Here is a 14,282-nt window from a genome sequence, read left to right as displayed (position 1 = left end):
TGCATCAGGCTCCCATCAGCAGAATCAGCGTCGCACAAACGCAGGCGTACAACGCGCCTTCGAACAAGGCTTCATGCCACACGAAACGCAGCACGCCCAGGCGGCGCAAGGTCCAGTCCAGCAGCAGGAAAATCGGCAAGGCCAACAGCAAGGCCTGGGCGATCGGTGGCAAGTAGACGCCACCCACTTCCAGATCAATGGGCAAGGGCGGGTACTCCTTCCACGTCTGCGGGTTGAAAACTGTCGTGGTATCGCTGCAGAAACGACACCACGATCAGCAGCGCCACGCGTATCCTGAATACCGACCACAAGTGCTCATGCACGTCTGTATGCAGGTCGTCCATTTCATCGCCCAGGACACGCAAGTTTTCCAGCAACTGTTCAAGGTCAATTCCGGGGCGTGCGGCGATCCATCTTCCTGTTTCACGGACGGCTGCCAGCAAACGGTTTTGTTGGTCGGTACTCAGCAACGTGTTGCTTCGCCCCTGTTGCCTGAGCTGGTTCAAGGCAACACCCAGTGCCATGCACCCCAGGCTGACCTCGAACAGCTCGCCGGACTGCCTGTCCTGGGTAGCCGGCAACAGTCCCAACATCATGGTCAGGCGATCGACCATGCGACTTTCAAAGGCAAATTGCTGCTCATCGGTGGCCGGCGTCTTCAGCAAAGCGTAGACCTGCTCGCGGTTCTCAGTGAACAGCCGGCGCATCCGCAAATCGGGCCTGAATGGAAAGATCAGGACGTAGACACTCAACGCCAGCGTGACGGCGTAGACATAGGCACCCGCAAATTCGAACCACAGGATCGCGGTGTTCTGGCCTGTCCCTACGTTTTGTGGCCCCAGCAACAGAAACGTCAACAATCCAAGACCAATGCCCGTGCCGGTGGTTGCCGGACTGGACAACCCCACCGCGACGGCATACAACAACGGAGCCAACAGCAAGGCCAGCAGCTCGAAGTCACTGATCATGGGCACCAACATGAACTGATAGAGCGCCGATACCACCAGCGCCAGGGCCAGCCCCCTGGCAAAACTCTGGGCAGCCAGCAGCGGTCGCGCAAAAGTCGCCATCAAGGAACACAGGACCCCAACCACAATCATCCCGCCCCTCGCCCCGCCCCACGCGGTCTCGATCCAGATCAGACCGGCCACCACCAGCGCGGTAAATGCCCGGGTCGCGTTCATCGCCGCCAGGGTGAAATCCAGATGCAACGGATTGTCCTGGCCGCGGAACACGCAACTGGCTTCCCGCCCCTCCTGAATCGCGTCGCTCAGGTCCAGAATCTGATTCAGCTGCTCTAACATCCGTGCCTGTTCCCAACGCAGCGACCACGCCAGGGAGCGCAACGTGGCCGGCATCGTCTCGGCCAGTTGTTCAGACCTGTAGGCCAGTTCATCGAAGCGTTTTTGCAGCGCTGCGAAAGGGTGGCGGGCCTCGGTCGATAACGAGCGCCCCTGCCGGGCCACTTCATCAAGGAACACCAGTTCTTCGGCCAGTAAGCGCTGCGAGTCGACGGGCAGTGCCCCTTTCCAGCGTTCGATCAACAGCTCCCGCTGGTGACGCAATGCCATCAGCCGTGAAGTCAGCAGCACCAATTGATTGCCGAGCAACTGCACCAGACCATTGGCGCTGCGCAGACGTGGCGCATCGAAATACAAATGCCGCCGTACACCCTCAAGGGCACTGATCTCGCCTAACAGCTTCATCTGCCGCTGGCGGAAGTCGGCCTCGCTTTCCTCGGTGCGAATGACGGCGGCCGCATGGGTCGCGAGCAGCTTGATCACTTGATCGATCCGGGCGAAATAATCCCGGGCCACGGCTTCCGGTCGCGCCGTGAGCAAGCTGACCACGCACACGCAAGCAACCGCCAACAGTGTTTCGGTCACGCGGGTCACGGCCAGCATGAAAGTGCCGTCCTGATCAGGCACGGCCAGCAGCGCCACGATCACCGCCGTGTAGCCACTCAACACAAACGCCTGGGAACTGGTGTAGCGATACAAGGTGCCGCCGGCGGTACACAGCGCCAACCACAGGGCCAGGGTGAGGATGAAAGGCAACGGCGCCTGGGGAAAGATCCCCATGATCAACACCGCCACGACCGCCCCGAGTATCGTGCCGATGACCTGGCCGAAACTGCGGGCCAGGGCCATGCCACCCAACGGCTGGCTGACGATGACCACCGCCATGATCGACCACTTGGGCTGGTCGAGGTCGAACAGGAAGGCCAGATACAGGGTCAACAGCCCGGCGACGATCGTCCGCAAGGCGAACAACAGCACCCCGGGCCCGGGGTTGAGCATCGCCTTGAAGTATAAAAGCAGCGCTTGCATGGGAATGCCCGTTGGGTCATCTCCAGCAAGCGTAGTCATTGCTTTGTCGCCTCGACAGGTTTCAGACACCATGCAGTGAATGGCGTCAGGGTTTGACTCACGGCCCCGCCTGACCGAAGCTGGCGGCTCTGCAACAGCTTGCCAGCTCCCGGATTCCTGCATGCCCCAGTCCCGCCGCTACCTGATCATCAGCCTCTGCGCCCTGTTTGCCATCGCCCTTGCCTGGTTTTTCGTGCGCAGCACCACTCCCGAGGTGCCGACAGCGATCAAGCGCGGCTACAGCGAAGCACTCAACCAGGCGCGCGCGGGGCAACCGGGTGCGGCGCGGGTGCTTTACCAGCAATTGGCACGCCCGGACATTTCACCGAAACGACGCATCTGGCTGCATGCCGAACTGCCCAACTACCCCAGCTCCGTAGCGCTGAAACTGGCGACTGCGGACTTGCAGCATGAATCGCCAGACGTGCGCGTTGCGGCGATCAAAAGCATCAGCGGCCTGGTGCCGAGCGGCCAGCGCAGTCTGCTGCTGGGCCCGCTGCTCGATGACAGCGAACCGAGCGTGCGCTATGCCACCGTGAACGCCTTGCTGGGGCTTTCGCCAGATGACCTCGGTTTGTATTTCGGGCCGCTGGAGCAAGCGATCGACGCCTGGGAACAGGACCTGAACAGTCAGCCGGAAAGCGCCGACAACCAATACCAACTGGCGCGGCTGCATCTGCACAATGCCCAATTGAAACAAGCGCAACAGGCGCTGGAGAACACCTTGCGTCTTGCCCCTGGCAACCTGCCCGCGCTGGTGATGCAAATTGAAGTGCTGGACAAACAAGGCCAGAGCGAAGCCGCCCGACTGTTATTGGCCAAACAGTTGAAAGCTCAACCCGATTCGGCCTACCTGCAACATGCCCTGGGGCTCTGGCTGCTGCATCACGGTCAAAGTGAATTCGCCCTGCTCGGCCTGTCCAAGGCGGTGGAACTGGAGCCGGACAACAAGGATTACCGCTACGACCTGGCGACAACGCTGCACGGCGAACTGGAGCTGGAGGCGGCGCAGAAGCAGCTGCAGGAAATCGTCCAGCGCCACCCGGCCGATCGCAGGGCCCGGGTGTTGTTGATCAATTACTGGAAGGAAAGCGGACAACTGCAGAACGTGCAGATTCTGTTGGCGCAGCTGGAACAGCTCAATCCAGATGACCCTGCGTTGCAGCAGGGGCTTTAAAAAAAGATCAAAAGATCGCAGCCTCGCTTCGCTCGACAGCTCCTACAGGGCATCGGGGTCGTACACGCGTCCCGTGTCCACGCCCAGCAAAAAGTGTTGAACGCTCATCGCGGCCAAAGGTCAAGTGATCAGGCAGTCCATTCAGGCACTTCAGGCCTGCTGCCTCGTTTCCCCTGATCTTGAGAGGGCATTTTTTGTCTACGTCTAACGAGTTGTTCAGTGCAAAAGCCGCCACCGGCATCGAAGGTCTGGATGACATCCTGGCCGGTGGATTGTCCCGTGGTCATGTGTTTTTGCTGGAAGGTGAACCCGGCACAGGTAAAACTACCGTCGCCTTGCATTTTCTGTTGGCCGGCGCGCGAGCCGGCGAGCGCTCGTTGTACATCACCTTGTCGGAAACCGAGCGCGAACTGCGCCAGGGTGCATTTTCCCATGGCTGGGAGCTGGATGAAAACATCCACATCTTCGAGCTGACACCACCGGAAAGCCTGCTCAATGCCGAGCATCAGCAGAGCCTGCTGTACTCCTCGGACCTCGAACTGGGTGAAGCCACCAAGCAAATCTTCGAAGTGGTCCAGCGGGTCAAGCCGACTCGCGTGGTACTCGACAGCCTTTCCGAGATCCGTCTGCTGGCCCAAAGCTCCCTGCGCTATCGGCGCCAGATCCTCGCGATCAAACACTACTTCGTGCGTTATGACGCCACGGTGGTGTTGCTGGACGACCTGACCACCGAATCCCTCGACAAGACCGTGCACAGTGTCGCCCACGGCGTGATTCGCCTTGAAGAACTGACCCCCAACTATGGCGCCGAGCGCCGGCGGATCCGCGTGGTGAAGTATCGCGGTCAGAAGTACCGTGGCGGCTTCCACGACTTCACCATCATGGGCGATGGCGTCCACGTGTTCCCGCGGCTGGTGGCCGCCGAACATCGCGGCGTGTACACCCGTCAGCAGTTGACCAGCGGTATCAAGGAAATGGATGCCCTGCTCGGCGGCGGCATCGAGACCGGGTCCAGCACCTTGATCCTCGGCCCGGCCGGTACAGGCAAATCGCTGATATCGATGATCTTCGCCGCGGCGGCCGTGGCCCGGGGCGAGAAAGCCGCGTTGTTCATTTTTGACGAAGAACTGGGGCTGCTGTTCGAACGCATGAAAAACATGGGCATCGATTTGAAAGCCCTGCAAGACACCGGCAACCTGCTGATCGAACAAGTGGATGCAGCCGAATTGTCCCCCGGCGAATTTTCCCACCGGGTCCGTCGTTGCGTCGACCAGCGTGATATCAAGACCGTGGTGATCGACAGCATCAATGGCTATCAGGCTGCGATGCCTGAAGAAAACGCCCTGGTGCTGCACATGCACGAGTTGCTGCTGTACCTCAATCGCCGGGGCGCCGCGACCTTCATGACCGTCGCCCAGCACGGACTGGTCGGTGACATGCAGGCCCCCGTGGACATTACCTATCTGGCCGATACGGTGATCCTGTTGCGTTACTTCGAAGCACTGGGCAAGGTTCGCCGAGCGATTTCGATCATCAAGAAACGCACCGGCAGCCATGAATCGACCATTCGTGAATACCGCATCAGCGGCCAGGGCATGACGATCGGCGAACCGCTGGACGCGTTCCAGGGCGTATTGCGCGGTGTACCCACTTATATGGGCGCGAGCAATCCGTTGCTCGGGGAAGAGAGTCCGTGACGGTCCTGGAAGCAATGTCCGAGCGCGCGATCATTCTCGCGCCGCTGGGACGTGACAGCCAGATTGCACTGATGATGCTCAATGAGGCGGGTTATGACGGCGTCATCACTCGCGATCTGGTGGGCCTTTGCAGCGAGTTGGCGCGAGGTGCAGGCTTGTTGCTGATCTCTTCCGAGGCGTTGCTGGGCAGTGATCTTGAACCGCTGTTCGGCCTGATCGAGCAACAGCCGGCCTGGTCGGATTTGCCGATTGTCCTGCTGACCCATCATGGCGGCCCGGAACAGAACCCCGCATCGCGATTCGGCCCGCAACTGGGCAATGTCACCTTTCTTGAGCGCCCTTTCCATCCCGTGACCCTGATCAGCCTGGTGACCACCGCGTTGCGCGGGCGACGACGACAGTACGAAGCCAGGGATCGACTGGTCGATCTGAGTCAAAGCGAGCTGCGGTTGCAGAACACCCTGGAAACCCTCGAGCAGCAGGTCGAGGAACGCACCGCACAGCTGCGACACAACGAAGAAGCCTTGCGCCAGTCACAGAAAATGGAAGCGGTCGGCCAACTCACCGGCGGCATCGCCCATGACTTCAACAACATGCTGACCGGCATCATCGGCAGTCTGGAGTTGTTGCGCCGGCGCCTGGCCCGTGGCCGTACCGAAGACCTGGACAGTCTGATCGATCTGGGGGTGACCTCAGCCAACCGCGCGGCCGGCCTGACCCACCGCTTGCTGGCCTTCTCCCGGCGCCAGTCGCTGGATTCAAAACCCGTGCAGATGAACACCCTGGTGGTTTCCATGGGTGAGTTGCTGCAGCGCAGTATCAACGAAAGCATTCATCTGGACATGCAGCTGAACGAGCAGCTGTGGGTGGCCGAGGCCGACCCCAATCAACTGGAAAGCGCCCTGCTCAACCTGGTGATCAATGCACGGGATGCCATGCCCAGTGGTGGCCAACTGGTCGTGAAAACCAGCAATCGGCATCTGGCCCCCGGCTTCACCCAGGCCCACAGCAACCTCGACCCGGGCGACTATGTGATGCTGAGCGTCACGGACACCGGGTGTGGCATGCCGCAAAGCACCATCAACCGGGCCTTCGACCCGTTCTTTACCACCAAGCCGATCGGCCAGGGCACAGGCCTCGGGTTGTCGATGATTTATGGTTTCAGCAAACAATCGCGCGGCCACGTCGCCATTCAGAGCGAAGTGGGCATTGGTACCACAGTGAGTTTGTTCCTGCCGCGGTTCGGTGGTGATCTGCCCCGGGAAAATCCACTGGTCGTCCAGCACGCCCCGTTCGCGCAACACGGCGAAACGGTGTTGATCGTCGAAGATGACCCCGCGGTGCGAGTGTTGGTCAGTACCGTGTTGAGCGACCTGGGTTATGCCTTTGTCGAGGCCAGTGATGCCGACAGTGCGGTACCGATACTGGATTCGGCGCAACGTATCGATCTGATGATCAGCGATGTCGGCTTGCCCGGTATGAATGGCCGGCAGCTGGCAGAAATCGGCCGGCAATACCGGCCTGAACTCAAGGTGCTGTTCATCACCGGCTACGCCGAACACGCCGCGGTGCGCGGCGGCTTCCTGGACCCGGGCATGCAGATGATCACCAAGCCGTTCACCTTTGACTTGTTGACGGCGAAGGTGCGGGAGATGATCCGGATTTGAATAGCCGATAATGCCGATGTGCCATACGCCGATGGGCCGTGCCGATGACCGATGGGCCGATGGGCTTTTGTAGGAGCTGCCGCAGGCTGCGATCTTTTGATCTTGCTTTTTTAAGATCAAAAGATCGCAGCCTGCGGCAGCTCCTACATGGGATCCATGCGATCCGTGCTATCCATGCGACCGTTGGACCGCGGGGTCTCAGGAAAGCATCTGCTGCATCAGCTCCTGCAACAAATCCAGGTCGAACGGCTTGGCCAGGATCGGCGCCTTACGCGTGATCGGGCTGTCGGTTTCGCGGATTTCCTGCGGATAGCCGCTGATGAAAATCACCTTCAGCTCCGGTCGCAGTTTCACGGCGGGTTCGGCGATCTGTACGCCCGAGATCCCGCCAGGCAGGCGGAAGTCCGTGATCATCATGTCCAGATGCGGCTTGCTCGCCAGGATTTCGAAGGCCTGCTCGCCGTTTTCGGCCCGCAATACCCGGTAGCCCTCACCCGACAGATAGGCCGATAGCACCATCAATATCGAGGGGTCATCTTCGACGATCAGTACGACGTCTTGTGCATCTTCACTCATGGGAAGCCTTTGTTCGATCAATAGCTGCTGATACGACCGTGGGGTCGATCAGAGGTTGCGTTTACCTGGCTGTTTTCCTACAGCGGCAGACAAACGCGAAACAAGGCGCCTTCGCCAATCCGGCTCTCGACGGTAATGGAACCGCCATGGGCGGTCACAATCTGTTCTGAAATAAACAACCCCAGGCCCAACCCGGCGACAGCGTGTTTAGCACAAACCCGCTCGAACTGCTGGAAAATGCGCTTCTGGTTTTCTTCACCAATACCGATTCCCCGATCCTGCACCTCCACCAGCGCCTGGCCGCTCTCACTGTACACCTTCACGGTGATCGGACTCTTGGCGCCGTAACGTAAAGCGTTGGTCAACAAATTGGAAATGACCTGTTCAATGCGAAACTCGTCCCAGTGGCCCACCACCGGTTGCCCGGCCTGCAGAATGACCGATGACTCGGCGGCTTCGATCTGCGGGGCAAAGTTCTGTAACAAATCACTGACTAGCGCCGACAAGTCGAAGCGCGTCGGCCGGATCGACAGCTTGCCGGTGCGAATTCGTGACACATCGAGCATGTCTTCGATCAGTCGGATCAGGCTATTGATCTGCCGTTCGTCGCGATCGACCATCGCGTGCATCTTTTCCAGGGTGAACGCCGCGGCGTTATCCCGGGCCAGGTGCAGCTTGCGCAGCTGGGTTTCGAGAATCAGGCCATTGAGCGGCGTGCGGACTTCGTGAGCGACGATCGACATGAAATCATCGCGCATGCGCACCGCCTGTTCCAGTTCGAGCTGGGTGCTCTGCAACTGTTTGAGCAGGGCTTCCTGTTCGCGCCGGCTTTGCTCCAGCGCTTCGACCTGTTGTTTCATCGCCTTGCTCTGGCGGAACAGATCGACGAACACGTTGACCTTGCTCTTGACCGCGTGGATATCCAGCGGCTTGTAGAGGAAGTCCACCGCACCGCTTTCATAGCCCTTGAATGCGTAATTCAGTTCACGGCCGGCAGCGCTGACAAACACGATCGGAATGTTTCGGGTCTTTTCCGTGCCACGCATCAGTTCGGCCAGTTCGAAACCGTTCATGCCGGGCATCTGCACGTCGAGAATGGCCATGGCGAATTCGTGTTGCAGCAGCAGGGACAAGGCTTCGTCAGCGGACAAGGCTTTGTAGACGATACGGTCTTCACGCTTGATCAACGCTTCGAGCGCCAGCAGGTTTTCTGGCAAATCGTCGACGATCAGCAGTTTGGCTTGGATGTTACTTAGCATGCTATTCGTTCCAGCTCGTCAAGCAGACGGCCGATGCCGCGTAGGGGGAGGATGTGGTCTGGCGTGAGGATATCCAGCGCAGCCAAGGGCATGGTCGCGACCTGGGCTTCCTGAGGATCCTGCACGATGGTCAGGCCACCACGCTGCTTGACCTGCGCCAGCCCGCGCGCGCCGTCGCGGTTGGCGCCGGTCAGCAACACCGCGGCCAGCGCCGGGCCATAGGCATCGGCTGCCGACTCGAACAGGTAATCAATGGCGGGACGCGAATAATGCACGCGGTCTTCCAGGCTCAAGGAAAAGCTGCGGTCCTGCTCTACCGACAAGTGATACCCAGGCCCGGCGAAATACAGGGTCCCGGCTTCGACCCGCGTCTTGTCGCGGGCTTCCAGCACCGGCAGCGACACTCTTCGCGCGAAGACTTCGGCGAGCTGGCTGCGACCTGCTTCAGGCAGGTGCAGCACCACAATGATCGGCAGGACGAAGCCTTTGCGCAGCGGGCCGAGGAGCGTGAGCAACGCCTCCACGCCGCCCGCCGAGGCGCCGATCACAATAGCTTCTATACACGGCAATTCCTTTGCACTGTTCATGATTTGCGGTAGATCCGTTCTTGTCTGATCAAGGGTTCGAACTGGTTGCCATAAGCCGAGAAATCCGGGGTTTCCTTGCTGCCCAGCACCAGAAATCCTCGATGGCAAAGGGAGTCGTGGAACAAACCGAAAGCGCGATCCTGAAGTTTTTTATTGAAATAAATCAAAACATTACGACATGAAATTAATTGAGTTTCTGAAAATACACTGTCGGTCGCCAGGCTGTGGTCGGCGAAGGTCACGTTGTCACACAGCGTCTTGTCGAAAATGGCGTAGCCATAGGCCGCCGTGTAGTAGTCGGCGAAGGAACGCTGGCCACCTGCCTGCTGGTAGTTATGAGTGTAGGCGCGGACATTCTCCATGGAGAAAATCCCTTGCCTGGCTTTGTCCAGCGAACGCGGGTTGATGTCGGTGGCGTAGATGATGGTGCGATCGAGCAAGCCCTCTTCGCGCAGCAGAATCGCCATCGAATAGACTTCTTCGCCGGTGCTGCAACCGGCGATCCAGATCTTGATCGAGGGATAGGTTCTGAGCAAAGGCACCACTTCCTGGCGGATGGCCAGGAAATGCGAGGGGTCACGGAACATTTCACTGACCGGAATCGTCAGCAATTGCAGCAATTGCATGAACGCCGTCGGATCGTGGAGCACCTTCTCTTGCAACGCCGAAATGGTGGCGCACTCGAACTGGCTCAACGCGTGATGGACGCGACGCTTGATTGACGCGCCGGAGTAATCGCGAAAGTCGTAGCTGTATTTGAGGTAAATCGCCTCGATCAGCAAGCGCAATTCGATTTCGCTATTTCGCTCCCCTGGATAAATGCGTTCCACTAAATGCGTTCCATCTTCGGTAACCACACGCGAATCAGCGAGAACAGACGATCCAGGTCAATGGGCTTGGCCAGGTAATCATTGGAGCCGGCCTGCAGGCAGCGCTCCTGATCGTCCTTCATGGCCTTGGCCGTCACCGCAATGATCGGCAGCTTGCGCCAGCGCGGGTCCTTGCGGATCAGGCTGGTGGCTTCGAAGCCATCCATCTCCGGCATCATCACATCCATTAACACCAGATCGATGTCCTCGATTTCATTCAAGCGTTCAATCGCCTCACGGCCGTTGCGGCCAATGACCACGACCGCCCCCTTGTGCTCCAGCGCACTGGTCAGGGCGAAGATGTTGCGTACATCGTCGTCCACCAGCAGTACCTTGCGGCCCTCGAAGACCTTGTCGCGGCTGCGCGCGGTCTTGAGCATCCTCTGCCGTTCATGGGACAACCCGGATTCTACTTTGTGCAAAAAGAGTGTGACCTCATCCAGCAGACGCTCGGGCGAGCGCGCGCCCTTGATGATGATCGAACGCGAATACTTGCGCAGTTCGGCTTCCTCGTCCCGGGTCAGGTTGCGCCCGGTGTAGACGATCACCGGCGGGAAGGAGCAGATATCCTCGGTGGACATGCGCTTGAGCAGGTCGTTGCCGAGCATGTCCGGCAGCTTCAGGTCGATGATCATGCAGTCGAACATCGTCGTGCGCAGCAGGTCCAGCGCCTCCTGCGCCAGGCCGACGGCCGTGATCTCGATGTCATCGTCGCCGATCAGCCGGGCAATGCTGTCGCGTTGCACATCGTCGTCTTCAACCAGCAGGACACGCTTGACCTTCTGGGTCAGCTTGGCTTCGAGGCGGGCAAACACGTCCTTGAGTTCTTCGCGGGTGGTCGGCTTGACCGCATAGCCGATGGCGCCCATGTGCATGGCGGCTTCGACGCGGTCTTCCACAGAAATGACATGCACCGGAATGTGCCGGGTTTCGGCGTGTTCCTTCAGGCGTTGCAATACGGTCAATCCGGAATGATCCGGCAGGCGCATGTCCAACAGGATGGCGTCCGGGATGAACTCCCTGGCCAGGTCGTAGCCTTCGTCGGCCCCATGGGCCACCAGGCACTGATAACCCAGTTCATGGGCCAGGTCGTAGAGGATGTGCGCAAAGTTCGGTTCATCCTCCACCACCAGGATACAACGTGTGGCGAATGGCGCCTTTGAGCGATCGTCATCGAAACGCGGGATATCGACGGCGGCAATCAGCGGCACCGGCGGTGCGGGTGTGACTCTGGGGGTCATGGCAACCGGCGAGGCCTTCATCGGCTCCACCGGCGCTTCGCCTGGTTCGACGTATTGCCGGGGCAAGACCAGGGTGAACACACTGCCCTGCCCTGGCTCGCTGATGACGCTGATGGAACCGCCAAGCAGCGCCGCCAGATCACGGGAAATCGACAAGCCCAGGCCGGTGCCGCCGTAGCGGCGGTTGGTAGTGCCATCGGCCTGGCGGAAGGCTTCGAAAATACTGTCCTGCTGGTCCGCGGCAATGCCGATCCCGGAGTCGCGAACGATAAAGGCGATACCGTCGCCAGGCTGGTGGGCCACTGTCAGGCTGACCGAGCCTTTTTCGGTGAATTTCACCGCGTTGGACAGCAGGTTCTTGATGACCTGCTCCAGGCGCTGGCGGTCGGTATAGATCATCATCGGCGCGCCCGGCTGCAATTCGACCTGCAGGTCCAGTTTCTTGTCTGCAGCCAGCGGCTGGAACATCCCGCGCAAGCCCTCCACCAGACGCGCGACGCTGGTGTTCTCCGGGCGCATCTCGAGCTTGCCGGCCTCGACCTTGGAGATGTCGAGAATGTCGTTGATCAGGTTGAGCAAGTCATTGCCGGCGGAGTAGATCGACTCGGCGAATTTGACCTGTTCGGCGCTGAGGTTTTCCTGCGGGTTTTCCGCCAGCAACTTGGCCAGGATCAACGAACTGTTGAGCGGCGTGCGCAACTCATGGGACATGTTGGCGAGGAATTCGGACTTGTACTTACTTGAGCGCTGCAGCTCTTCGGCGCGTTCTTCGAGCTGGATCTGCGCCTGATTGAGTTCAGTGTTTTTCCGGTCCATGGCGTCGCGCTGATCGGCCAGGATCTGCGCCTGCTCGGCGAGTTGTTCATTGGTCTGTTCAAGCTCGACCTGCTGGGTTTCCAGGTGTGCCTGGGACTCCTTGAGAATCCGCGATTGTTCTTCAAGCTCTTCGTTGGCGGTCTTGAGTTCTTCCTGCTGAACCTGCAGCTCTTCGTTGAGCTGCTGGGTTTCGGCCAGCACTTCCTGCAGACGTTGACGATAGCGAGCGGCTTCGATCGACGTGCCGATGTTGCCGGCAATCAGTTCCAGCAGTTCGACATCGTGGTCGTTGAGCGGACGCAGGAAACCCAGCTCGATCACACCATTGACCCGATCATCGTCACTGGTCGGCACCACCAGCACGCTATGGGGCAAGCCTTCGCCAAGGCCGGAGCTGACCTTGAAGTAGTCCCTCGGTACGTCGTCGAGGCGGATCAAGCGAGCCTGTTGCGCGACCTGGCCGACAATGCCTTCGCCACTGTGAATCTGTTGCTCAAGCGCTTCCTGTTCTCGGGAGAAACCATAAGACGCAACGCGCTTGAGACCGCCGTGTTCTTCACGGACATATATAGCGGCCACGGCCGTACCGAGGTACTGCGCGCAGAACTGCAGAATGTTACGCCCGAGCACACTGAGTGACAGCTGCCCCAGCACTTGTTCGGCCAGTTCGGTCTGGCCATTGCGCAGCCAGGCCTGCTGTTCCAGGCGACGGGCGCTGGCCTGTTGCGCGGCGAGGTTGGCACTGTAGCTTTGCGCAAGGTTGAGCAGATCCCGGCGGCCGATGTAGGCCAGCAATGCGCTGATACCGGCGATGAACACCATATAAAGGCCGATGCTCCAGACGGTGGTGCGCCGTACTTCCTCGTTGCGCGCGGTGCGCAACTGCTGCTCCATGTCGATCACGTCTTCGAATTGTTTGCGGATCTCGTCGGTCAGGCGTTTGCCCTGCCCGGCCTGGATCGCGCCGCGATAGTCCCCGCGGGCGCGCTGCAAATCGATTATTGTAGTGGCGTAAGCGGCCCATTCATCCTGCAAAGCCTGCAGCCGGTGCAGGCGGTCGGTCTGCACGGGGTTATCCGCAGTCAGTTCGAGCAAGGTCCTTAAGGCGACCGTGATTCGTGGCTTCGCCGTTTCGTAGGGTTCGAGGAATTGCTCGTCGCCCGTGAGCAGGAAGCCGCGCATCCCGGTTTCCAGATCGACGGTCAGTTTTATCGACTCATTGGCGTTATTGATCACCCGGTCGGTGTGCTCGACCCACTGGATCACCGACAGCAGATAAGCGATCAGCGAAACGAAGAACACGGCACTGAGTACGCCGACACCCAACGGCAGGCTGACGTTGCGGCTCAGGAGTTTACGAAATCGTTGCTCGTCAACCGAAGACGCGGAGGTCATGGGGAAGCCTTGTCGATCTGTTGAAAACCACGGAGTTTGCCCCAAAACCGCCACGATGATCCAATTTTCTGACAGGTTTTCCAGCAAAATCCTACAATCAGCTGCTCCAGCCCAAAGGAGCGGTTATCCTTGCCGGCTTGGTGTAGCTATCCTTTTTTATCAGCGCCGGGAACTTGTCGGGATCCGTCACTTACTCATGTCAGAGCCCGGCAGTTTCGATCGACCGGCAACCGCCCTTTCAATCTTCGAGAACCCCACTATGCCCTCCACTGCGTCCATCATCCTTGTCGTCGAAGACGATGCCATCGTTCGCATGCTGATCGTCGATGTGCTGGAGGAACTTGAGTTCAAGGTGCTCGACGCCGATGGCAGCGAACAGGCATTGGAATTCCTCAACGATGAAGATCAGTACATCGATCTGATGATGACCGACGTCGGTCTGCCCGTGATGGATGGCCGTGAACTGGCCACGCAGGCGCGGATGCTGCGCCCTGAGCTGCCGATCCTGTTCGCCAGTGGTTATGCCGAAAGCATCGATGTGCCTGAAGGGATGCAGGTGATCGGCAAGCCCTTCTCGATCGATCAGTTGCGAGACAAGGTCAAAGCGATGCTTGCCGACGCCTAGTCAG

General features: G+C 59.4%; 11 protein-coding genes. 4 read left to right on the top strand and 7 right to left on the bottom strand.

Translation table 11 applies throughout. The features are described from left to right. Nucleotides 1-4: 4 nt before the first annotated feature. Complete coding sequence (locus ACA067_RS13730; RefSeq protein ID WP_128873473.1) at nt 5-205, bottom strand: DUF1656 domain-containing protein; 201 nt, start codon at nt 203-205, stop codon at nt 5-7. Next, complete coding sequence (locus ACA067_RS13725; RefSeq protein ID WP_497462777.1) at nt 195-2,330, bottom strand: FUSC family protein; 2,136 nt, start codon at nt 2,328-2,330, stop codon at nt 195-197. Before ACA067_RS13725 ends, ACA067_RS13730 begins: the two co-directional genes overlap by 11 nt. A 160-nt stretch (nt 2,331-2,490) precedes the next feature. Here ACA067_RS13725 and ACA067_RS13720 point away from each other — a divergent pair, with 160 nt between their 5' ends. From ACA067_RS13720 to ACA067_RS13710, 3 genes are all read left to right on the top strand, one after another. Continuing rightward, the gene (locus tag ACA067_RS13720; RefSeq protein WP_497462258.1) at nt 2,491-3,546 is read left to right on the top strand and encodes a tetratricopeptide repeat protein; all 1,056 of its coding nucleotides are present in this window, start codon (nt 2,491-2,493) and stop codon (nt 3,544-3,546) included. A gap of 194 nt (nt 3,547-3,740) precedes the next feature. Then, entirely contained in the window at nt 3,741-5,243 is a 1,503-nt protein-coding gene (locus ACA067_RS13715) for an ATPase domain-containing protein (RefSeq protein ID WP_497462257.1), read from the top strand. After that, nucleotides 5,240-6,910, top strand: coding sequence for a response regulator (locus ACA067_RS13710; RefSeq protein WP_497462256.1), 1,671 nt, complete (start codon nt 5,240-5,242; stop codon nt 6,908-6,910). The genes ACA067_RS13715 and ACA067_RS13710 overlap by 4 nt, the downstream gene beginning before the upstream one ends. A gap of 198 nt (nt 6,911-7,108) precedes the next feature. Here ACA067_RS13710 and ACA067_RS13705 read toward each other — a convergent pair whose 3' ends face one another. The 5 genes from ACA067_RS13705 to ACA067_RS13685 all read right to left on the bottom strand — a co-directional run bounded on the left by ACA067_RS13705 (nt 7,109) and on the right by ACA067_RS13685 (nt 13,653). After that, nucleotides 7,109-7,486 (bottom strand): response regulator, encoded by a 378-nt coding sequence (locus ACA067_RS13705; protein ID WP_497462255.1) that lies wholly within the window; start codon nt 7,484-7,486, stop codon nt 7,109-7,111. 77 nt (nt 7,487-7,563) lie between these two features. After that, entirely contained in the window at nt 7,564-8,745 is a 1,182-nt protein-coding gene (locus ACA067_RS13700) for a hybrid sensor histidine kinase/response regulator (protein ID WP_497462254.1), read from the bottom strand. Next, nucleotides 8,739-9,332: a chemotaxis protein CheB gene (locus tag ACA067_RS13695; protein ID WP_497462253.1), complete on the bottom strand. Its 594-nt coding sequence runs from the start codon at nt 9,330-9,332 to the stop codon at nt 8,739-8,741. The genes ACA067_RS13700 and ACA067_RS13695 overlap by 7 nt, the downstream gene beginning before the upstream one ends. Then, the gene (locus tag ACA067_RS13690; RefSeq protein WP_497462252.1) at nt 9,329-10,162 is read right to left on the bottom strand and encodes a CheR family methyltransferase; all 834 of its coding nucleotides are present in this window, start codon (nt 10,160-10,162) and stop codon (nt 9,329-9,331) included. The genes ACA067_RS13695 and ACA067_RS13690 overlap by 4 nt, the downstream gene beginning before the upstream one ends. Then, entirely contained in the window at nt 10,162-13,653 is a 3,492-nt protein-coding gene (locus tag ACA067_RS13685; RefSeq protein WP_497462251.1) for a response regulator, read from the bottom strand. The genes ACA067_RS13690 and ACA067_RS13685 overlap by 1 nt, the downstream gene beginning before the upstream one ends. Before the next feature lie 259 nt (nt 13,654-13,912). Between ACA067_RS13685 and ACA067_RS13680 the strand changes: the two genes are divergently transcribed. Further along, nucleotides 13,913-14,278, top strand: coding sequence for a response regulator (locus ACA067_RS13680; protein ID WP_497462250.1), 366 nt, complete (start codon nt 13,913-13,915; stop codon nt 14,276-14,278). Nucleotides 14,279-14,282 lie beyond the last annotated feature (4 nt).

The sequence above is a fragment of the Pseudomonas sp. LBUM1674 genome (assembly GCF_059695635.1).
This window is presented reverse-complemented; position numbering and strand designations above follow the sequence as displayed.